The sequence below is a fragment of the Clostridium rectalis genome, from assembly GCF_900626095.1.
GTDB lineage: Bacteria > Bacillota > Clostridia > Clostridiales > Clostridiaceae > Clostridium_AS > Clostridium_AS rectalis.
The window spans coordinates 103,177-119,660 of the sequence record NZ_UYZZ01000004.1 but is presented as its reverse complement, the minus strand read 5'-3'; the positions used below and the strand labels follow the sequence as shown (position 1 = coordinate 119,660).

The following is a 16,484-nucleotide window of genomic DNA, read 5'->3' as shown; positions in this document are numbered from 1 at the left end:
AATTATTTACCTGTATTAAAGTCTACTTTAGGAACTTCTTTAGCACCTTCACTGGCTTTATAGTAGTCTTTCTCTCCAAATCTAAAAATAGATGCTATTATTGAACCTGGGAATTTCTTTGTTTTTGTATTATACTGATCCACAGCATCATTATAGTTCTTTCTTGCCACTGCAATTCTGTTTTCTGTTCCCTCAAGCTCTACCATTAAAGCCCTAAAGTTCTCATTTGATTTAAGGTCAGGATATCTTTCAACCACAACTAAAAGTCTTGATAATGCATTTGATAATTCACTATCAGCATTAGCTTTATCCTTTATATTCATGTTTTGTCCGCCAAGTTTAGATCTTGCATCGGCGATATCCGTAAATATATCCTTTTCCTGTTTTGCATATCCTTTAACTGTTTCAACTACATTTGGTATCAAATCAGATCTTCTTTGAAGATTTGTATCTATATTTGACTCAGCTTTTTTTACGTTTTGTTCAGAACTTATCATGCCATTGTAGCTTGATATAATAGGAACTGTTATTAATAATATTATAGCTACAACTATAAGCACGTTTTTTAAACTTTTATTCATTATTATCCTCCTCAATTAATCATAACCATAGTTTATGAATTAAATTTAAATTTTATTATTAGTTTATTAAATATTGTACTTTACAACCTAATGTGTTTCAAGATATATACTATTTAATTAATAATAAATTAAGAATATGATAATATTATACTATAGCATTTATAAACAGAAAATAAATTTCGGAGGTGTTATTATGAAAGCTGAAATAATAGCTGTAGGTACAGAACTTTTGCTTGGAGATATATTAAATACCAACGCTCAATATTTGGCAAAAAGATTAGCTGATATGGGTATAAACGTTTATCACCAGTCTGTAGTTGGTGACAATCCATTAAGAGTAAAGGAGGAATTTTCACTTGCCTTTAGTAGATCTGATATAGTTATAGCTACAGGTGGACTTGGTCCTACAAAAGATGATTTAACTAAAGAAATTGGAGGAAAATTTTTTAATAAGAAAATGGTTCTACATAAAGAATCATTAAAAGAAATACAAGATTACTTTAAAGAACAAAATAAACCCTTAACAGAAAACAATAAAAAACAAGCTTACTTCCCTGAAGGTTCTATTATTCTTCCTAATGATTTTGGAACAGCTCCAGGTTGTATAATAAAAAACCACTCTAAAATATTAATACTACTGCCTGGTCCTCCTAGAGAAAATATTCCTATGTTCGAAAAATATGCAGCTTCCTACTTAGAGAAACTAACAAACTATGTACTTGTTTCAAAAGTTTTAAGAATATGCGGACTAGGTGAATCTACTGTAGTTACAAAAATATCAGATATAATAGATAACCAATGCAATCCAACTGTAGCACCTTATGCAAAACAAAATGAAGTTACCTTAAGATTAACTGCAAAAGCTAAAACTAGACAAGAAGGCCTCAATTTAATAAAACCTGTAGAATTAAAAATTAAAAACATTTTAAAAGATAGTATTTACGGTGAAAATAATATAACCCTTGAAGATACCGTTGCAAAAAAACTTATAGAAAAAAATTTAACAATCTCCATAGCCGAATCCTGTACTGGTGGCCTCTTATGCGGTAAATTAATAAATTACCCTGGTATTTCTAAAGTATTATTAGAAGGCGCAGTTACCTATAGTAATGAAGCCAAAATAAAAAGACTAAATGTAAAAAAAGAAACTCTAAAAAACTTTGGTGCTGTTAGTAAAGAAACCGCCATGGAAATGGCTGAAGGTATAGCAAAATCCTCCCACACCCATATAGGGCTTTCTACTACTGGTATTGCCGGTCCTTCAGGTGGCACAAAAGAAAAGCCTGTGGGACTAGTTTATATAGGATTATATATAAAAGGTACTTTATCTTATATAAAACTAAATTTAGCTGGTAATAGACAAAACATAAGATACAGTTCTGTAATCGCTGCTCTAGATTTTTTAAGGAGAAATCTTTAAAAATTACAAATTCATAACTATAAAATAGTTATTGGACTTCTCATAATGCTCTTTATACATTATGAGAAAGCCCTATATTTTTAAAGTTTAAAATCCCCAACTTCTTTTGCAATTTTTCTTACTTCTTTTGCTACTGATTCACATACATCTTTATTAAAAGGATCTGGTATAATATAATCATCATCCAACTTTTCATCACAAATAATATTTGCAAGTCCCTTGGCTGCTGCAAGCTTCATTTCATCATTTATTTCTTTAGCTTTTACATCTAAAGCTCCCCTAAATATACCTGGGAATACTAAAACATTATTTATCTGGTTTGGAAAATCCGATCTTCCAGTGGCTACTATCCTAGCTCCACCCATCTTTGCTTCATCTGGCATTATTTCTGGTGTAGGGTTTGCCATAGCAAAAACTATACTATCCTTATTCATAGTAGATATCATTTCTCTTGTTACTATATTAGGTGCAGAAACCCCTATAAACACATCCTTATTCTTAATAACATCTTCCAGTGTACCCTTTTCTAAATTTCTATTTGTTAATTTTGCAATTTCGGTTTGTGAAGAATTTAATTTATTATCACCTTCTACTAAAGCTCCAAAAATATCACACATAACTATATTTTTAGCTCCTGCCTTTAAAAGCAATTTGCAAATTGCAATACCAGCAGAGCCGGCACCATTTATAAGAATTTTAACTTCTCGTAAATCCTTTTTAACTAATTTTAATGAATTAAAAAGCCCTGCAAGGACTACAATTGCCGTTCCATGTTGATCATCATGAAATACTGGTATATCTAATTCTTTTTTAAGCCTATCCTCTATATAAAAACATTCTGGTGCCTTTATATCTTCCAAATTTACTCCACCAAACATTGGTGATATGAGCTTTACAGTTTCTATAACTTTTTCTGGATCCTCTGTATCCAAACATATAGGGAATGCATCAATTCCAGAAAACTCCTTAAATAACAAAGCTTTCCCTTCCATTACTGGTATGGATGCACTAGCACCTATATTTCCAAGTCCTAATACTGCGGTTCCATTACTTACAACTGCCACAGTATTACTTTTCATTGTATATTTATAAACCTTTTGCTTATCTTTTGCTATCTCAATGCAGGGTTCTGCAACACCCGGAGAATATGCTAAAGATAAATCCTTTCTATTTCTCACAGAAATTTTACCTTTTATCTCTAATTTACCAATATTATCACAATGTAATTTTAATGCCTCTTCTTTTATGTTCATATTATATTGCTCCATAGGTTTAATCTTACTATAGTAAAATTAAAGTCTAAAAAGCCCCTCCTCCCATAATTTATAAATAACTACAATATGGTGCTATAACACAGTCAACACATCTAGGTTTTCTTGATTTGCATACAGTTCTTCCATGCCATATTAAGTAATGATGAGCATCACTCCACATATGTTTTGGTATGTTTTTCATTAAATCTTTTTCAACTGCTTCTGGTGTTTTACCTTTTGCTATTCCTATTCTATTAGATACTCTAAACACATGTGTATCTACTGCAATTGCAGGTATTTTAAAAGCATTTGATAATACCACATTAGCAGTTTTTCTTCCTACTCCGGGAAGCTTAATAAGTTCTTCCATGGTCTTTGGTACTTGTCCATGATGTTTTGTTATTATTTCTTTGGAAGTTCCTAGTATATTTTTACTCTTATTTTTATAAAATCCACAACTTCTTATCTTTTCTCCCAATTGTTCCTGTGTTAACTCCACCATTTTTTCAGGTTTATTATACACTTTAAACAACTCTTTTGTAACAATGTTAACTCTTTGATCTGTGCATTGAGCTGACAAAATGGTAGCTATAAGAAGTTCATATGGGGAATTAAAATTTAACGCACACTTGGCACCAGGATAAGTTTTACTTAAAATATCTAGTACCTTATCTATATGTTCTTTTTTCATACCCTCACCACGCCTCTTCTTATTTCAAATTAAATTTTTTATCCAATCTTATCTACCTATCATAAACCCCTCTATATTCCTTAGGCAAAAGATTAGCTATACTTGTCATCATATAGTTTAGTACTCTATCTTCATAAGTATGTTTTTCTTCACCTTTTTCTCTTTTAGGAATATTTATAGGTTTACCAATATTTAAACTTACATCTGCATGTTGAAACTTTTCTTCTGCCATATCTTTTTCATTTATAGGTAGTAATTTCTCTGTACCAATCATTCCAATAGGAACGACTGTAGCTTTTGATAACTTTTGTATTAAAACTACTCCCTTTTTAGCTTCTATCATACTTCTAACTCTACTTCTTGTTCCTTCTGGGAATATTAATATATTATTTCCACCTTTTAAAGTTTTAATTATTCTTGAAATTGCATCCTTATCTGCAGTATTAGGCTTTATAGGTATGGTTTTAGTCATGTTTATCCCTAAACTTGTAAGAGGATTATTAGAAAGTTTTATTCCTGCTACAAAAGTTATATCATATTCTTTTAAAACTTTATTTAAAACCAAAGCATCTGAGTTACTTAAGTGGTTACATATAAATAATATTGGTTTTTCTATATTTTTTATATTTTCTATTCCATTTACTTTTAAATTTGCATATTTATTTATATATCCATATAATACTTTCTTAGATACAACTTCCAATAATCCCTTTGGTAAACAAGAAATTAATTTTATTGCTGTAGGCGATATCATAAATGCTCCACCTTTCATTATATCAATCTATAATTAAATTATAATTTGTAAACCCTCAAAAGTCTACTATAATAATCGTTTAGGTATTCTGACTTAAAAGGTTTATTTTCAGTAGTATTAACTTTATCTTTAGAAATTTTATTTATTAATGCATTCCTAATAAGTATATTCTTACCTCTCCACCCACAAGAAGTTTTAGCATATTTATTTTTAAAACTTTTATTGTCCATTCTTATTAATTCATCTACATCTATATTCTCCATAAAATCATAGGGAGTAAAATCATTTATATTAGAATAAGATACTTCTCTATTATATGGGCATATATTTTGACATGTATCACATCCAAAAATTCTTCCATTAAATTTATCAAACCAAATATCCTCTATATTCTTTCTTTGAGTAATATATGACAAACATATATTGGTATTACATGTATTAGTATTTATAGCCTTTGTAGGACATTTATCTATACATAATTTACAGGTCCCACACTTGCAATAAATTTTTTTATCTTCTTCTAAATCTATATCCGTAATTATTTCTCCTAAAAATACATAGGATCCATATTTCTTAGTTATTAGCATATTATTTTTCCCAATAAATCCAATACCACAAAGATTAGCTATGTATCTCTCAGGTAATGCATTACTGTCAACAAAATATTTTGCCCTTCCTCCTATACTCTGTATATATATACATATCTTATTTAAATAATTTGAAACTACTCTATGATAATCCATGCCTAAAGTGTATTTCGAAAAATACATATTTTTTTTATTAATACTATTAGTGAATATATAAGGAAAGGCAATAGAAATTATTGCCTTTCCTCCATAAAAATACATATTAGGATTTATCCTTTTCTCTATATTCTTTTCTTCAAACTCATTTTCTAAACCCTTATCTTTTCTATATAAAAGTAGCTTTTCAAGTTCTACAAGTTTTCTACACTTTGTAAATCCTACTGTATCTAAACCTAAAGTAGTACAGTATTTTATAATTTTTCTCTTAAGTTCCATTTTTTCATCTCCAATAAACTTTATTAGTTTATATTTGATCTATACTCATTCATTTTAACAACTATATCATTATTATTCTTTTTTACTACCTTCCCCGGAATTCCTACTACCGTACAGTTATCAGGTATATCTTGAAGTACTACAGAGTTTGCACCTACCTTTGAATTGTTTCCTATATATATAGGTCCTAATACTTTTGCTCCACTACCAATTAAAACATTGTTTCCTATTGTGGGATGTCTTTTACCTTTATTTTTACCAGTCCCCCCTAGAGTTACTCCATGATACATTACTACATTATCACCTATTTCAGCCGTTTCTCCTATTACAACTCCCATACCATGATCTATAAACAATCCCTTACCTATTTTAGCTCCTGGATGAATTTCTATACCTGTAAAATGTCTTGAGATTTGAGAAATAAGTCTTGCCATAAAATACATTTTATATTTATAAAAAAAGTGAGCTATTCTATGATTTATTAATGCGTGGACACATGGATATAATAAAAATACCTCTAGTCTATTTCTAGCTGCTGGATCATTCTTCATTACAACATCTAAATCATATTTTAATTTTTTAAACATAGAAACCTCCCTTATCTACTAATCGTAGATTCCCGTGGATAAATATTTTTCTCCCCCATCTGGTGCAACGGTAACTATTTTCTTACCTTTCCCTAACTTTTTAGCCAATTTTAAAGCTATAGCTATATTAGCACCAGAAGATATTCCTACTAATATCCCTTCTTTTATTCCCATATATTTAGCATACTTAAATGAGTCTTCATCTGACACAGTAATAACTTCATCCACTATATCACCATTATATATCTCTGGTATAAAATTTGCTCCTATTCCCTGTATTCCATGTGCGCCTGCTTTACCACCAGAAATAATTGGAGACTTTACAGGTTCCACTGCTATGACTTTTATATCTTTATTAAATTCTTTTAGTCTTTTCCCAATTCCTATTAAGGTGCCAGCCGTCCCAACTGATGCTATAAATGCACTCATATCTGGAATATCTTTTATTATTTCCTCAGCAGTAGTTTTATAGTGTTTTTCAGGGTTGGCTAAATTTGAAAACTGTTGAGGAATAAAATATCCTTTTTTCCCTTTTATTATCTCTTCCGCCTTTTCTATTGCTCCCTTCATACCATACTGTGCCTCTGTAAGAATTAACTGTGCTCCATAGGCCTTAATCATATTTCTTCTCTCAACACTCATGGAATCAGGCATAACTATTATTACTTTATATCCTTTAAGTTTTCCCACCATAGCAAGTCCTATGCCTGTATTACCGCTAGTAGGCTCTACTATTGTATCTCCTTTAGATATAATACCCATATCTTCTGCCTTTTCAATCATTCCAAGTGCAGCTCTATCTTTTATACTTCCACCTGGATTAAATTTTTCCAATTTTATATAAACCTCTGCCATATCCTCATCAACTAAATTATTTAGTTTCAAAATTGGAGTATTGCCTATCATATCTAATGAACTTTCATATATCATAAATAACTCCCCCTTGTTTTACTATTTTAAGTTAAATAAAAACTCCGCCTCTAATAATAGAGACGAAGTATATCTTCGCTATTCCACTCTAAAAAAATATGGACTAGAAATTCAAGCACAAATCATGCTCTATCACTATAACGGGTGATACCGATGCAGCCTACTAACGTTCGGTGCACTACTCCAGAGGGCACTTCATATACATTATTTATAGAAATCCTTTCAGCTTATAGATTTCCTCTCTGAATATTTTATGTACATTACTTTCCTCTTTCAATGTATTTCAGACTAATTTACTATGATTTCATATTTTCATTATATTAAAAATTTTAAATTTGTCAACCCTAATTATTCGCAAAATCTATGTTTTCCTATAACTTTTATTAAAGGTCTAGACCATATCCAAGAACTGGTAGCTGTTACAGGGTTAAAATAATACATTGCACCACCTGACGGATCCCATCCATTTAAAGCATCTATAGCCGCTTTAACAGAAGATTGCTGTAGTTCTGCATTTATTTGGCCATCAGCTATAGCAGTAAATGCTCCTGGCTGATAAATAACTCCAGCTATACTTGATGGAAATCTTGGATCTCTAGTTCTATTAAGTACAACCGCACCTACTGCAACCTGACCCTCATAAGGTTCTCCCCTGGCCTCTCCATTTATAAGTCGTGCAAGTAAATTCACGTCCTGATTATTAGTTGAATTTCCTGAAGATCCTCCCGTGGTACTAGATTCATTTATCCCGAGGGCAGCTAATGTTGCATTTCCTGTTATTCCATCTGCTGTCAAACCATTTTTAGATTGAAATTTCTTTACTGATGTGAAAGTTTCATATCCATATATTCCGTCTACATTTCCACCATAATAACCCCAATTTTTTAATCTCTTTTGTATTTCATATACACTTCCACCTCTAGAACCATAATAATATGTTGCAGCCTGAAGTGCTCTACCATATGGAATAAAATATACATATACACCTACGAAAGATATGATAGCTATCATAGTATACATGATTGCTCTTTTAAACGTAAAATATTTTTTCATAATAATACACCCCTCAACTAATGATGCTGTATTTCTTACATTATTTTTACCTAAGAATTAAAAAAAATACATATAAATTGTATTTAAAATTATTTATAACATTTTATTTTTTCTCTTGACTCTTAAGTAGCTAGAGGGTTTATTATTGTAGTATAACAAATATAGGCCTATAGGAGTGTTTTAATTATGTTTAAAATTGGTGAATTTTCAAAGCTAAATAAAGTATCTATAAATACACTAAGATACTATGATGAAATTGGCCTTTTAAAGCCAATAAAAACAGATATAGAAAGTGGATATAGATACTACTCTGCAAAACAACTTCCTAAATTAAATAAAATAATTGGGTTAAAAGATTTAGGTTTTTCACTAAACGAAATTTTAAGAATAATAAACAACAATGCAAATAAAGAAATAATATTAAATATGCTTGATCAAAGAGAAAAGGAAATTACTAGCACCATGAAAGGTGAACAAATAAAACTTAGTAAATTACATTATATAATTAAAAATTTAAAATATGAGGAGGGAGTTACTATGTTAAACTCTAATGTTATTATAAAAGAAATTGAACCTTTGAAGGTAATTTCTCATAGAAAAATAATTAATGATTATTCCTGTCAACATAACTTATGGATTTCCCTTAAAAAATTTATAAATGAAAATAATTTAAAAGTATCCTCCCCTTGGTTATCTATTTATCATGATGAAGGATTCAAAGAAAAAAATGTAGACATAGAAGTATCTGTCAATTTAATAAGTAATACTACAGGAAATACTGAATTTATAGTAAAACAATTGGAACCTATAAAAAAAATGGCCTGCATTATCCATAAAGGGAGTTATGAAACTTTATCTGAAAGCTATAGTATACTTCAAAATTGGATAGAGGATAATGGCTATATAATCTTTGGTAATAATAGGGAATTATATTTTGAAGGGGAATGGTCCACTAAAAGTATTGATGAATATATTACAGAAATTCAAATACCAATAAATAAAAAATTATAAAATTATAATTTATCCTATTAACTTAATAAAAAAGATTACAAAAATAAATTAATTCTAAAATTACATTTTATATAAATCCCATTTTAAAAAACTATAAACAAATTATATTTATAATTAAATAAAGGTATATCCTTCTAATTAGGATATACCTTTTCATTTTTATTGTTAATTAATTCTATTTTATAAGAATATTAAATTATACTTAGATAAGTATTATACTAAAAATTTAATATTATTTTTTTATTTGTTAAATTATAAATATACCTATATAAAACTTTTAAAATTCAAAAAGTTAATATAATTACAATAAATGAATCAATGAAAATTTAATCAATTTACCCTATATTTTTACATTGTTTTTCATTTTCATGGTGCTAAAATAAAAATATATAAATTACTTAATAGTTAAAAAGAGAATACTATTTATATGTATAATAGATACTATATAACTACAATAATATATTTGTTAAAACTTATATAATTACAAATTTTTTAAAATGTTTCTACTCTGTTTAATTACAATAACTTTTTAATGTATCACTCAATATTTTAGAATAACTTTTATTTAAAAATAAAAATATAGGAAGTGTTTAAAAAAATATGATGAAAAAAAGATTATGGACTAAGGACTTTGTCCTGGACACTATGATAAACTTTTTAATTTATCTTGCGTGTTATCTTTTATGGGTAATAGTAAGTTCATATGCAATGAATAACATGCATGCATCTACAAGCATTGCAGGACTAGTCTCCGGTATTTTTATCGTCGGTGGGGTAATAGCACGTATTTTGACAGGTAAATTTGTTGATCAAATAGGAAGAAAACAGGTTTTAATTTTCGGTATTATTTTTTATTTTATTACTACTTTACTTTATTTAGTCTCAGATAATATTATTGTGTTTATTGTCGTACGTTTTCTACACGGTATTGGCTTTGGTATATCTTCTACCACTGCTGGAACTATCGTGGCAGATATAATTCCCCCTGAAAGAAGTGGGGAAGGTATTGGATATTATGCACTTAGCGTTACCTTGGCAACTGCCATTGGTCCTTTTATAAGTATGATGCTTATGCAATATGCAAGCTTTAACGTAATCATAGTTTTATGTTTAATAGTTATTATTATTTCTGGCATAGCTACCTACCTTTTAAATGTACCCCAGCCAATACTAACAGAAGAACAGATAAGCGCTATGAAACAATTCTCACTTAACAGTTTCATTGAGAAAAAGGCTGTTCCTATTTCTATTGTTACGATTTTTGTAGGTATTTGCTATTCAAGTATACTAAGTTTTCTTGATCCATTTACACAAAATGAAAATTTACAAAGTGCAGGAAATTTATTTTTCATAGTCTATGCAGTTTTTATTTTAATTTCCAGACCAGTTACAGGTCGTATGTTTGACAAGAAAGGTGAAAATTTTATTCTCTATCCTGCTTTTATTATGTTTGCTTTGGGCTTAACTTTTGTAAGTTTAGCAAATACCGGTTTACTCCTTCTTATTGGTGCTGCTTTTATTGGTCTTGGTTATGGAACATATACTCCGTGTGGTCAAACAATTGCAGTACAATCATCACCCCGCCATAGAATGAGTCTTGCTACCTCTACTTTTTTTGGCGCATTAGATGTTGGTACTGGAGTTGGTCCTTTATTATTAGGATCCATTATACCATATGTAGGATTCCGAGGCATATTCAGATTTACTGCAGTGGAAGTTATTATTTGTTTAATTTTATACTATTTTTTACATGGTAAAAAAAACAAATTAAATAAACCTGAAAAAAGAATTATTTAATTTAAACATCTATCTATTATAAAATTATTACTTTTAACTCTATATTAAAAAGGCTTTATATCAAAATTAAATTTTGATATAAAGCCTTTTATTTTTGATAAAAGTATATTATAAATTATCCTGCTCTTTTGAATCTTTTTTTCCACGTCGGGGCCAACACATCCTCTATTATATCATTAATTACTACTATTCCACATAACTTATTGTCTTCAGTTACAACTGGTATTGATAATAAATCATACTTTATAGCTACCTCAACGGCATCATCTATACTCTGATTATCATTTATTTTTATGGTATCTTCGCTCATTATATCTAACAATTTCTTATCTGTAGGTGCAACAATTAAATCTCTAAGTGAAATCATTCCTTGCAACTTTTCAAATTCATCCACTATATATATATAATAAATTACCTCATCGTCTGGTTTTATTTCTCTTAAAAGTTCTATAGTTTCCTGCGTTGTTATATTAATATTAAAAGATATAAAATCTTTATTCATTATACTTCCCACAACTTCTTCCTTATAACCCATCAGTTCTCTAACTTCTTCTGCATCATCTTTTTCCATGGTAAGTAGTATTTTTTCTTTAGTCTCCTCATCTACTTCCTCTAAAATATCTGCAATTTCATCATTTGGCATACTTTCCAATACCTCTGCAGTCTTAGATTCACTAAGATTTTCTAAGATATCTGCCTGAACTTCTGGCTCAATCTCTTCTAATATATTTGCTGCTAAATCCTCGTCGATAGTTTCAAATATTTTTTTCCTATATTTTGTATCCATTTCCTCAAGTATATCTGCTACATCTGCAGGATGTAATTTAGATAATTTTTTATATGATACTGAGAGTTTTAATCTATCATCAATCATATCTAAAGACTCTACATTATCCCATATTATCAAACTATCACTTGGCTTTGATCTAAATACTTTATATAATCCCTTTACTACTGATTCTAATCCAATTCTTCTACCTAGTGCTAACATCCCTGTATCAACAGCTATAACCTTTAAATCCCCTGCTATTTTAGCAATTCTTAAGTCATTAACTCTAACTAATTTCTTACCATTTATATCTACTATTTGTTTATCTAATAACTGTTTAGATAAAAGATATGAATAAGTTCTAGGGATTATTTCTCTAGCACCCTTTACCTTAATAGACATTTTTCCATTTTCGTCTTCATAAAAATCTATAGCTTTAAATTCATAGTTGAAAATTTCTCCACTCTTCTTAAGTTTATAACCTATTGCTCTTGGTAGACCTTCATCAGTTATAACATAAATATCCCATAATTTACCTATGTTATCACCAAAATCATCATATACCTTTTTATAAAGAATTTTACTTAAGAAGAAACTTCCTACTTTTTTCATAATTCTCCCCCCTCTTTGTAGAAGGACATTTATTATGAATAGTAGATAATTATTCATTTAAAACAATCATCAAATACATCTATAATTTTATACAAACCTTTTTTAATATACTTTTCATATAAAATTAAGAAAAATTTATTCTTAAGGTTAATATTTTTTATATTTAATATAGAAATTTGTCATTAACCCTTTAGAATAACACTTACTATATTAATAAGTGTCCCCCTACAAAACATATTAAATTTTTAAAATTTGTCCGACCACTACGAGGGCCACTTTCCATTTAAATTCACCACCTATAAAAATAGATAAATAAAAAAAGAGCTCTAAAAGGCTCACTAAAACAACTTTAAGTAATAAAATACTCGTTGAGTTTTAGCACTATATAGCTTTAGATAAAAACTTATCCAGCTACATTAGATAGAACCTTAATCCGGTAATACCTGCTAACCCATTGGCATCTCTCGATGTTTCCGGGCAGTAGCGTATATCTATATAGGAGCCTCACCTAACTAAAATAATTGTATCGAAATTTTTACTCTATATTCTATTATATTACTTAGTAAATAAAAATCAACTCTATAATAGTAAATTTATTTAAATTTCTTCATTATCTCTACTTAGTGACATGTTCCTTTTTAATTACTTCAAATTCTATATTATTTTTCTGATTTACTTAACAAACCGTAATTTGACTTAATAAAATTATTAATACATTACAATTTAAAACAACATATTATCAATAAATAAATCATTAAAATTCTTTTCTCTAGAAATATCTACATAATGAGTTTTACTTATAATTTCTTTTAAAGTCTGGTTATGATCTTTATTTAATATATACTGAATACAACCACCTAAAGAAGTATTTCCATACAATTTTACCTTCTTCTCTAACTTGCAAGGAATTATCCCTATATTTATAGCACTATCTATATCAATACTATTTCCATATCCTCCTGCTAAATAAATATTAGATATATCTTTATACTCACATCCATATTTTTTTATTAATATTTCAATACCAGACCTTATTGCAGACTTAGCCAATTGTACTTCTCTTATATCTTTTTGTGTAAATACAATACCATTTTCTTTAGATATAACTAAAGTCTCATTACCAATCAACCTCCCGGTTTCGTCTATAATATCATTTTTAATCCCTTCCGAAACTATATCAATAACTCCTGATCCACATATTCCTATTGGTTTTTTATTATTTATAGTAATATTCTCAAATTTATTATCCTTGATCTTTGCTTTATATATAGCCCCATCTACCGCATCCATTCCACAATATATATTTCCACCTTCTAAAGCTGGTCCCGCAGCTACAGACGTACACAATATTCTCTCTTTATTTCCAATAACTATTTCTCCATTAGTACCTATATCTATAAGTATAGATATATTATCATCCCTATACATTCCGCTATTTAGTATTCCACAAACCACGTCTCCACCTACAAAAGCTGAGATATTTGGTAAAATTGTTATCTCTCCATTTACTATATCTTTAAATAAATCCTTGCATTGTATATTTATTAAATCTTTAGTAACTATATTAAAAGGATATTGTCCCATGCTTTCACAAAATAAACCTAAAAATAGATGTACCATTGTTGTATTTCCTGAAACAGCTATATGATATATTTTATCTAATTTAATATTAGAGGAATGACTTAATTTTTCTATTCCTTTTTTTATACTATTTCTTATAGCTTCGGTAAGCTTTTCTAAGTTTTTTCCACTATACTGTATTCTAGATATAACATCTAATCCAAAACTCCTTTGTGAATTTATTATAGTACTATTTGAAACAACTTCTCCTTTTTGAAGATTTATTAAACTTAAGGCTATTGTAGTTGTTCCTAAGTCTACTGCCACTGCAAATACTTTTTCATCTTCCTTTGAAAATACATCCAAAACCCTTTTTTCCCTTACCAAAAGGATTAAATTTTTTTTATTATATAGTGAATTTTCACATTGATCTTTGGATTTTTCATTTATAATTGTGGATAATTTCTTTAAAACATTTAAATTATAAACATAATCAACAGCCAATTTTGAATTTATCCACTTTGTTAAGCTTATTCCTTTTATATCCTCCATATTTATAAAAATATCCTTTGTTTCTATATGAGGTCTTATAATAAGGTCTTTGTGAATAATACTTGTTAGTATATTAAACCTTTCATTAGGTATTTTTATTGTAATATCCTCCTTTAAATATGATCTACATGCAAGACAAATACCCTCATCTAATTCCTTTCTAGAAAGTTTATTAAAATTTTCCTCTCCAAGCTTTACTACACCTTTCACCACAGTAACCTTGCATTTACCACAATTGCCTTCTCCTAAACATGGGAATTTATACTGTATTTTTTTATCCAATAGTATATCCATTATCGTATCGTTTTTTTTACCCTTAAAAAATATTCTCTCATCGTTATTTTTAATAATGGTTACATCTACTAATTCATTATATGCTTTTTTCCTATATGTGCACTTATTATTGTTACATTTTATACAACTATTATCTACTTGAATACTCTCTTTATAAGTAGCCACACCATATACCCCTGCCATAGACTTAATAGGATTTAACATATAACCTTCCGTCAAATTTATTCCTATACTTTTACCATTCACTTCATTAAATATATAACTTTGATATTCTAAAGGCATTCCTTCATCCCCAGGACATTTATAAGATATAATCTCCAGCCCTTTTTCTTCTAATTCTTTACGTATATTTTCAAATATTATATTTTGAAAATTAAATAAAGCTTCCACACATATACTATCTAATAAAATAGCTTTAGTGTAATCTTTAAAATCAAAATACTTCTGAATTTGTTTACTCAAATCTTCTCCGAGAGTAATTAAGCTCATATATAAACCAACACAATTTTTAAATTCATTTATACTTTTTAAATTATTATAATTAAAATATTTATATATAGCTTTAGGTTTTATTAAATCTTTAAATACGTTAATAACCTTGGTATACTCTCTATCAATTATTGTGTAACTTTCATTTCCTTTTATACAACCTATATTTTTAAAAACATTTTCCTTTTCTATAATAATATTAAACTCATAATTTCTTTTCATATAAATCACCTACACAATTATTATATTACGAATTTTACTATATTAAATAGTTTTTTCTATACAATAACTTTCATGTATACTAAAATTAAATTGAATTAGGATTTTGAAATCATGTAAAAGGAGAAGATTATTATGGATATATCTGAGATTTCTAAATATGTACAAAGGGGACGCTGTAAAACGGTTAAAACATTAGTAAACCAAGCTTTAGAAGAAAACATGGATGTGAAAATCATATTAAATGAAGGCCTTATACATGGTATGGGGATTATTGGTGAAAAATTTAAAAGAAATGAAATATTCCTTCCAGAAGTTTTAATAGCATCTAAAGCTATGAATAGTGGCATGGAAATATTAGAACCTATCTTATCAAAAACTGGAGTGAAACCTATAGGCAAAGCTGTAGTAGGTACAGTTAAAGGGGATATTCACGATATAGGAAAAAATTTAGTTAAAATGATGCTAAAAGGAACTGGTATTCAAGTAATAGATTTAGGTACAGATGTATCTTCTAATATGTTTATAGATAAAGCTAAAGAAATTAACGCAGATATAATATGTATGTCTGCTTTATTAACTACTACTATGCCTAGTATGAAAGTTGTTATTGATGATTTAAAAGAACTTGATTTAAGAAATAATTTTAAAATTATGATTGGTGGTGCACCTGTAACACAAGAGTACGCTAAAATTATAGGTGCAGATTTTTATACTTCTGATGCCGCTACTGCCGCAGAAACTGCCAAAAATATTATCTTAAATAATTTTTAAAAATATTATAATAAAAATTTTTATATTATTTATTAATTGTTACTGTATATTTCCTACATGATTATGTTATTTATTATTTGATTATGTTAATATTATTAAATGAACCCTTTAGGTAT

Annotated in this window: 14 protein-coding genes, 1 riboswitch and 1 other annotated feature; of the genes, 4 read left to right on the top strand and 10 right to left on the bottom strand. The window is 28.4% G+C overall.

Going from position 1 to position 16,484, the window contains the following annotated elements; translation table 11 throughout:
• Positions 1-2: 2 nt before the first annotated feature.
• Positions 3-581, bottom strand: a complete 579-nt coding sequence (locus tag EJL03_RS07830) for a LemA family protein (protein WP_125153414.1) — start codon at positions 579-581, stop codon at positions 3-5.
• A 193-nt stretch (positions 582-774) separates the two neighbouring features.
• Between EJL03_RS07830 and EJL03_RS07825 the strand changes: the two genes are divergently transcribed.
• Positions 775-2,001 (top strand): competence/damage-inducible protein A, encoded by a 1,227-nt coding sequence (locus EJL03_RS07825; protein WP_125153413.1) that lies wholly within the window; start codon positions 775-777, stop codon positions 1,999-2,001.
• An 80-nt stretch (positions 2,002-2,081) separates the two neighbouring features.
• On the opposite strand, the gene EJL03_RS07820 is transcribed toward EJL03_RS07825, so the two are convergent.
• The 7 genes from EJL03_RS07820 to sleB form a co-directional block, all read right to left on the bottom strand.
• Complete coding sequence (locus EJL03_RS07820; RefSeq protein WP_125153412.1) at positions 2,082-3,254, bottom strand: NAD(P)-dependent malic enzyme; 1,173 nt, start codon at positions 3,252-3,254, stop codon at positions 2,082-2,084.
• Between the two features lie 70 nt (positions 3,255-3,324).
• Positions 3,325-3,945, bottom strand: coding sequence for an endonuclease III (gene nth, locus EJL03_RS07815; RefSeq protein ID WP_125153411.1), 621 nt, complete (start codon positions 3,943-3,945; stop codon positions 3,325-3,327).
• Positions 3,946-3,997: 52 nt separating this feature from the next.
• Positions 3,998-4,699, bottom strand: coding sequence for a lysophospholipid acyltransferase family protein (locus EJL03_RS07810; protein WP_125153410.1), 702 nt, complete (start codon positions 4,697-4,699; stop codon positions 3,998-4,000).
• Positions 4,700-4,737: 38 nt separating this feature from the next.
• Positions 4,738-5,721, bottom strand: a complete 984-nt coding sequence (gene queG, locus EJL03_RS07805) for a tRNA epoxyqueuosine(34) reductase QueG (RefSeq protein WP_125153409.1) — start codon at positions 5,719-5,721, stop codon at positions 4,738-4,740.
• Between the two features lie 23 nt (positions 5,722-5,744).
• A complete protein-coding gene (gene epsC, locus EJL03_RS07800; protein WP_125153408.1) occupies positions 5,745-6,308 on the bottom strand; it encodes a serine O-acetyltransferase EpsC in 564 nt (187 codons plus the stop codon).
• 18 nt (positions 6,309-6,326) lie between these two features.
• Positions 6,327-7,238: a cysteine synthase A gene (gene cysK / locus EJL03_RS07795; protein ID WP_125153407.1), complete on the bottom strand. Its 912-nt coding sequence runs from the start codon at positions 7,236-7,238 to the stop codon at positions 6,327-6,329.
• 55 nt (positions 7,239-7,293) lie between these two features.
• Positions 7,294-7,524, bottom strand: a binding site (T-box leader).
• 62 nt (positions 7,525-7,586) lie between these two features.
• Positions 7,587-8,291, bottom strand: a complete 705-nt coding sequence (gene sleB, locus EJL03_RS07790) for a spore cortex-lytic enzyme (RefSeq protein ID WP_125153406.1) — start codon at positions 8,289-8,291, stop codon at positions 7,587-7,589.
• A gap of 186 nt (positions 8,292-8,477) precedes the next feature.
• Here sleB and EJL03_RS07785 point away from each other — a divergent pair, with 186 nt between their 5' ends.
• Entirely contained in the window at positions 8,478-9,302 is an 825-nt protein-coding gene (locus EJL03_RS07785) for a MerR family transcriptional regulator (protein WP_125153405.1), read from the top strand.
• Positions 9,303-9,902: 600 nt separating this feature from the next.
• Positions 9,903-11,099: an MFS transporter gene (locus EJL03_RS07780; protein ID WP_125153404.1), complete on the top strand. Its 1,197-nt coding sequence runs from the start codon at positions 9,903-9,905 to the stop codon at positions 11,097-11,099.
• A 115-nt stretch (positions 11,100-11,214) separates the two neighbouring features.
• On the opposite strand, the gene EJL03_RS07775 is transcribed toward EJL03_RS07780, so the two are convergent.
• Together EJL03_RS07775 and EJL03_RS07770 are read right to left on the bottom strand one after the other, a co-directional pair.
• Positions 11,215-12,480 carry a magnesium transporter gene (locus tag EJL03_RS07775; protein WP_125153403.1) on the bottom strand — a complete coding sequence of 422 codons (1,266 nt, stop codon included), beginning with the start codon at positions 12,478-12,480 and terminating at the stop codon, positions 11,215-11,217.
• A gap of 354 nt (positions 12,481-12,834) precedes the next feature.
• Positions 12,835-13,003, bottom strand: a riboswitch (M-box (ykoK) riboswitch).
• Between the two features lie 200 nt (positions 13,004-13,203).
• A complete protein-coding gene (locus EJL03_RS07770; protein ID WP_125153402.1) occupies positions 13,204-15,597 on the bottom strand; it encodes an ASKHA domain-containing protein in 2,394 nt (797 codons plus the stop codon).
• 132 nt (positions 15,598-15,729) lie between these two features.
• On the opposite strand from EJL03_RS07770, the gene EJL03_RS07765 reads away from it, so the two are divergent.
• Entirely contained in the window at positions 15,730-16,368 is a 639-nt protein-coding gene (locus tag EJL03_RS07765; RefSeq protein WP_125153401.1) for a cobalamin-dependent protein, read from the top strand.
• Positions 16,369-16,484 lie beyond the last annotated feature (116 nt).

What these genes read in the sequence shown, in the direction of transcription:
- cysK (WP_125153407.1), bottom strand. Translation starts at nt 7,238, where the DNA reads ATGATATATGAAAGTTCATTAGATATGATAGGCAATACTCCAATTTTG.
- EJL03_RS07775 (WP_125153403.1), bottom strand. Translation starts at nt 12,480, where the DNA reads ATGAAAAAAGTAGGAAGTTTCTTCTTAAGTAAAATTCTTTATAAAAAG.
- EJL03_RS07785 (WP_125153405.1), top strand. Translation starts at nt 8,478, where the DNA reads ATGTTTAAAATTGGTGAATTTTCAAAGCTAAATAAAGTATCTATAAAT.
- EJL03_RS07770 (WP_125153402.1), bottom strand. Translation starts at nt 15,597, where the DNA reads ATGAAAAGAAATTATGAGTTTAATATTATTATAGAAAAGGAAAATGTT.
- queG (WP_125153409.1), bottom strand. Translation starts at nt 5,721, where the DNA reads ATGGAACTTAAGAGAAAAATTATAAAATACTGTACTACTTTAGGTTTA.
- nth (WP_125153411.1), bottom strand. Translation starts at nt 3,945, where the DNA reads ATGAAAAAAGAACATATAGATAAGGTACTAGATATTTTAAGTAAAACT.
- EJL03_RS07825 (WP_125153413.1), top strand. Translation starts at nt 775, where the DNA reads ATGAAAGCTGAAATAATAGCTGTAGGTACAGAACTTTTGCTTGGAGAT.
- EJL03_RS07810 (WP_125153410.1), bottom strand. Translation starts at nt 4,699, where the DNA reads ATGATATCGCCTACAGCAATAAAATTAATTTCTTGTTTACCAAAGGGA.
- EJL03_RS07765 (WP_125153401.1), top strand. Translation starts at nt 15,730, where the DNA reads ATGGATATATCTGAGATTTCTAAATATGTACAAAGGGGACGCTGTAAA.
- EJL03_RS07780 (WP_125153404.1), top strand. Translation starts at nt 9,903, where the DNA reads ATGATGAAAAAAAGATTATGGACTAAGGACTTTGTCCTGGACACTATG.
- EJL03_RS07820 (WP_125153412.1), bottom strand. Translation starts at nt 3,254, where the DNA reads ATGAACATAAAAGAAGAGGCATTAAAATTACATTGTGATAATATTGGT.
- EJL03_RS07830 (WP_125153414.1), bottom strand. Translation starts at nt 581, where the DNA reads ATGAATAAAAGTTTAAAAAACGTGCTTATAGTTGTAGCTATAATATTA.
- epsC (WP_125153408.1), bottom strand. Translation starts at nt 6,308, where the DNA reads ATGTTTAAAAAATTAAAATATGATTTAGATGTTGTAATGAAGAATGAT.
- sleB (WP_125153406.1), bottom strand. Translation starts at nt 8,291, where the DNA reads ATGAAAAAATATTTTACGTTTAAAAGAGCAATCATGTATACTATGATA.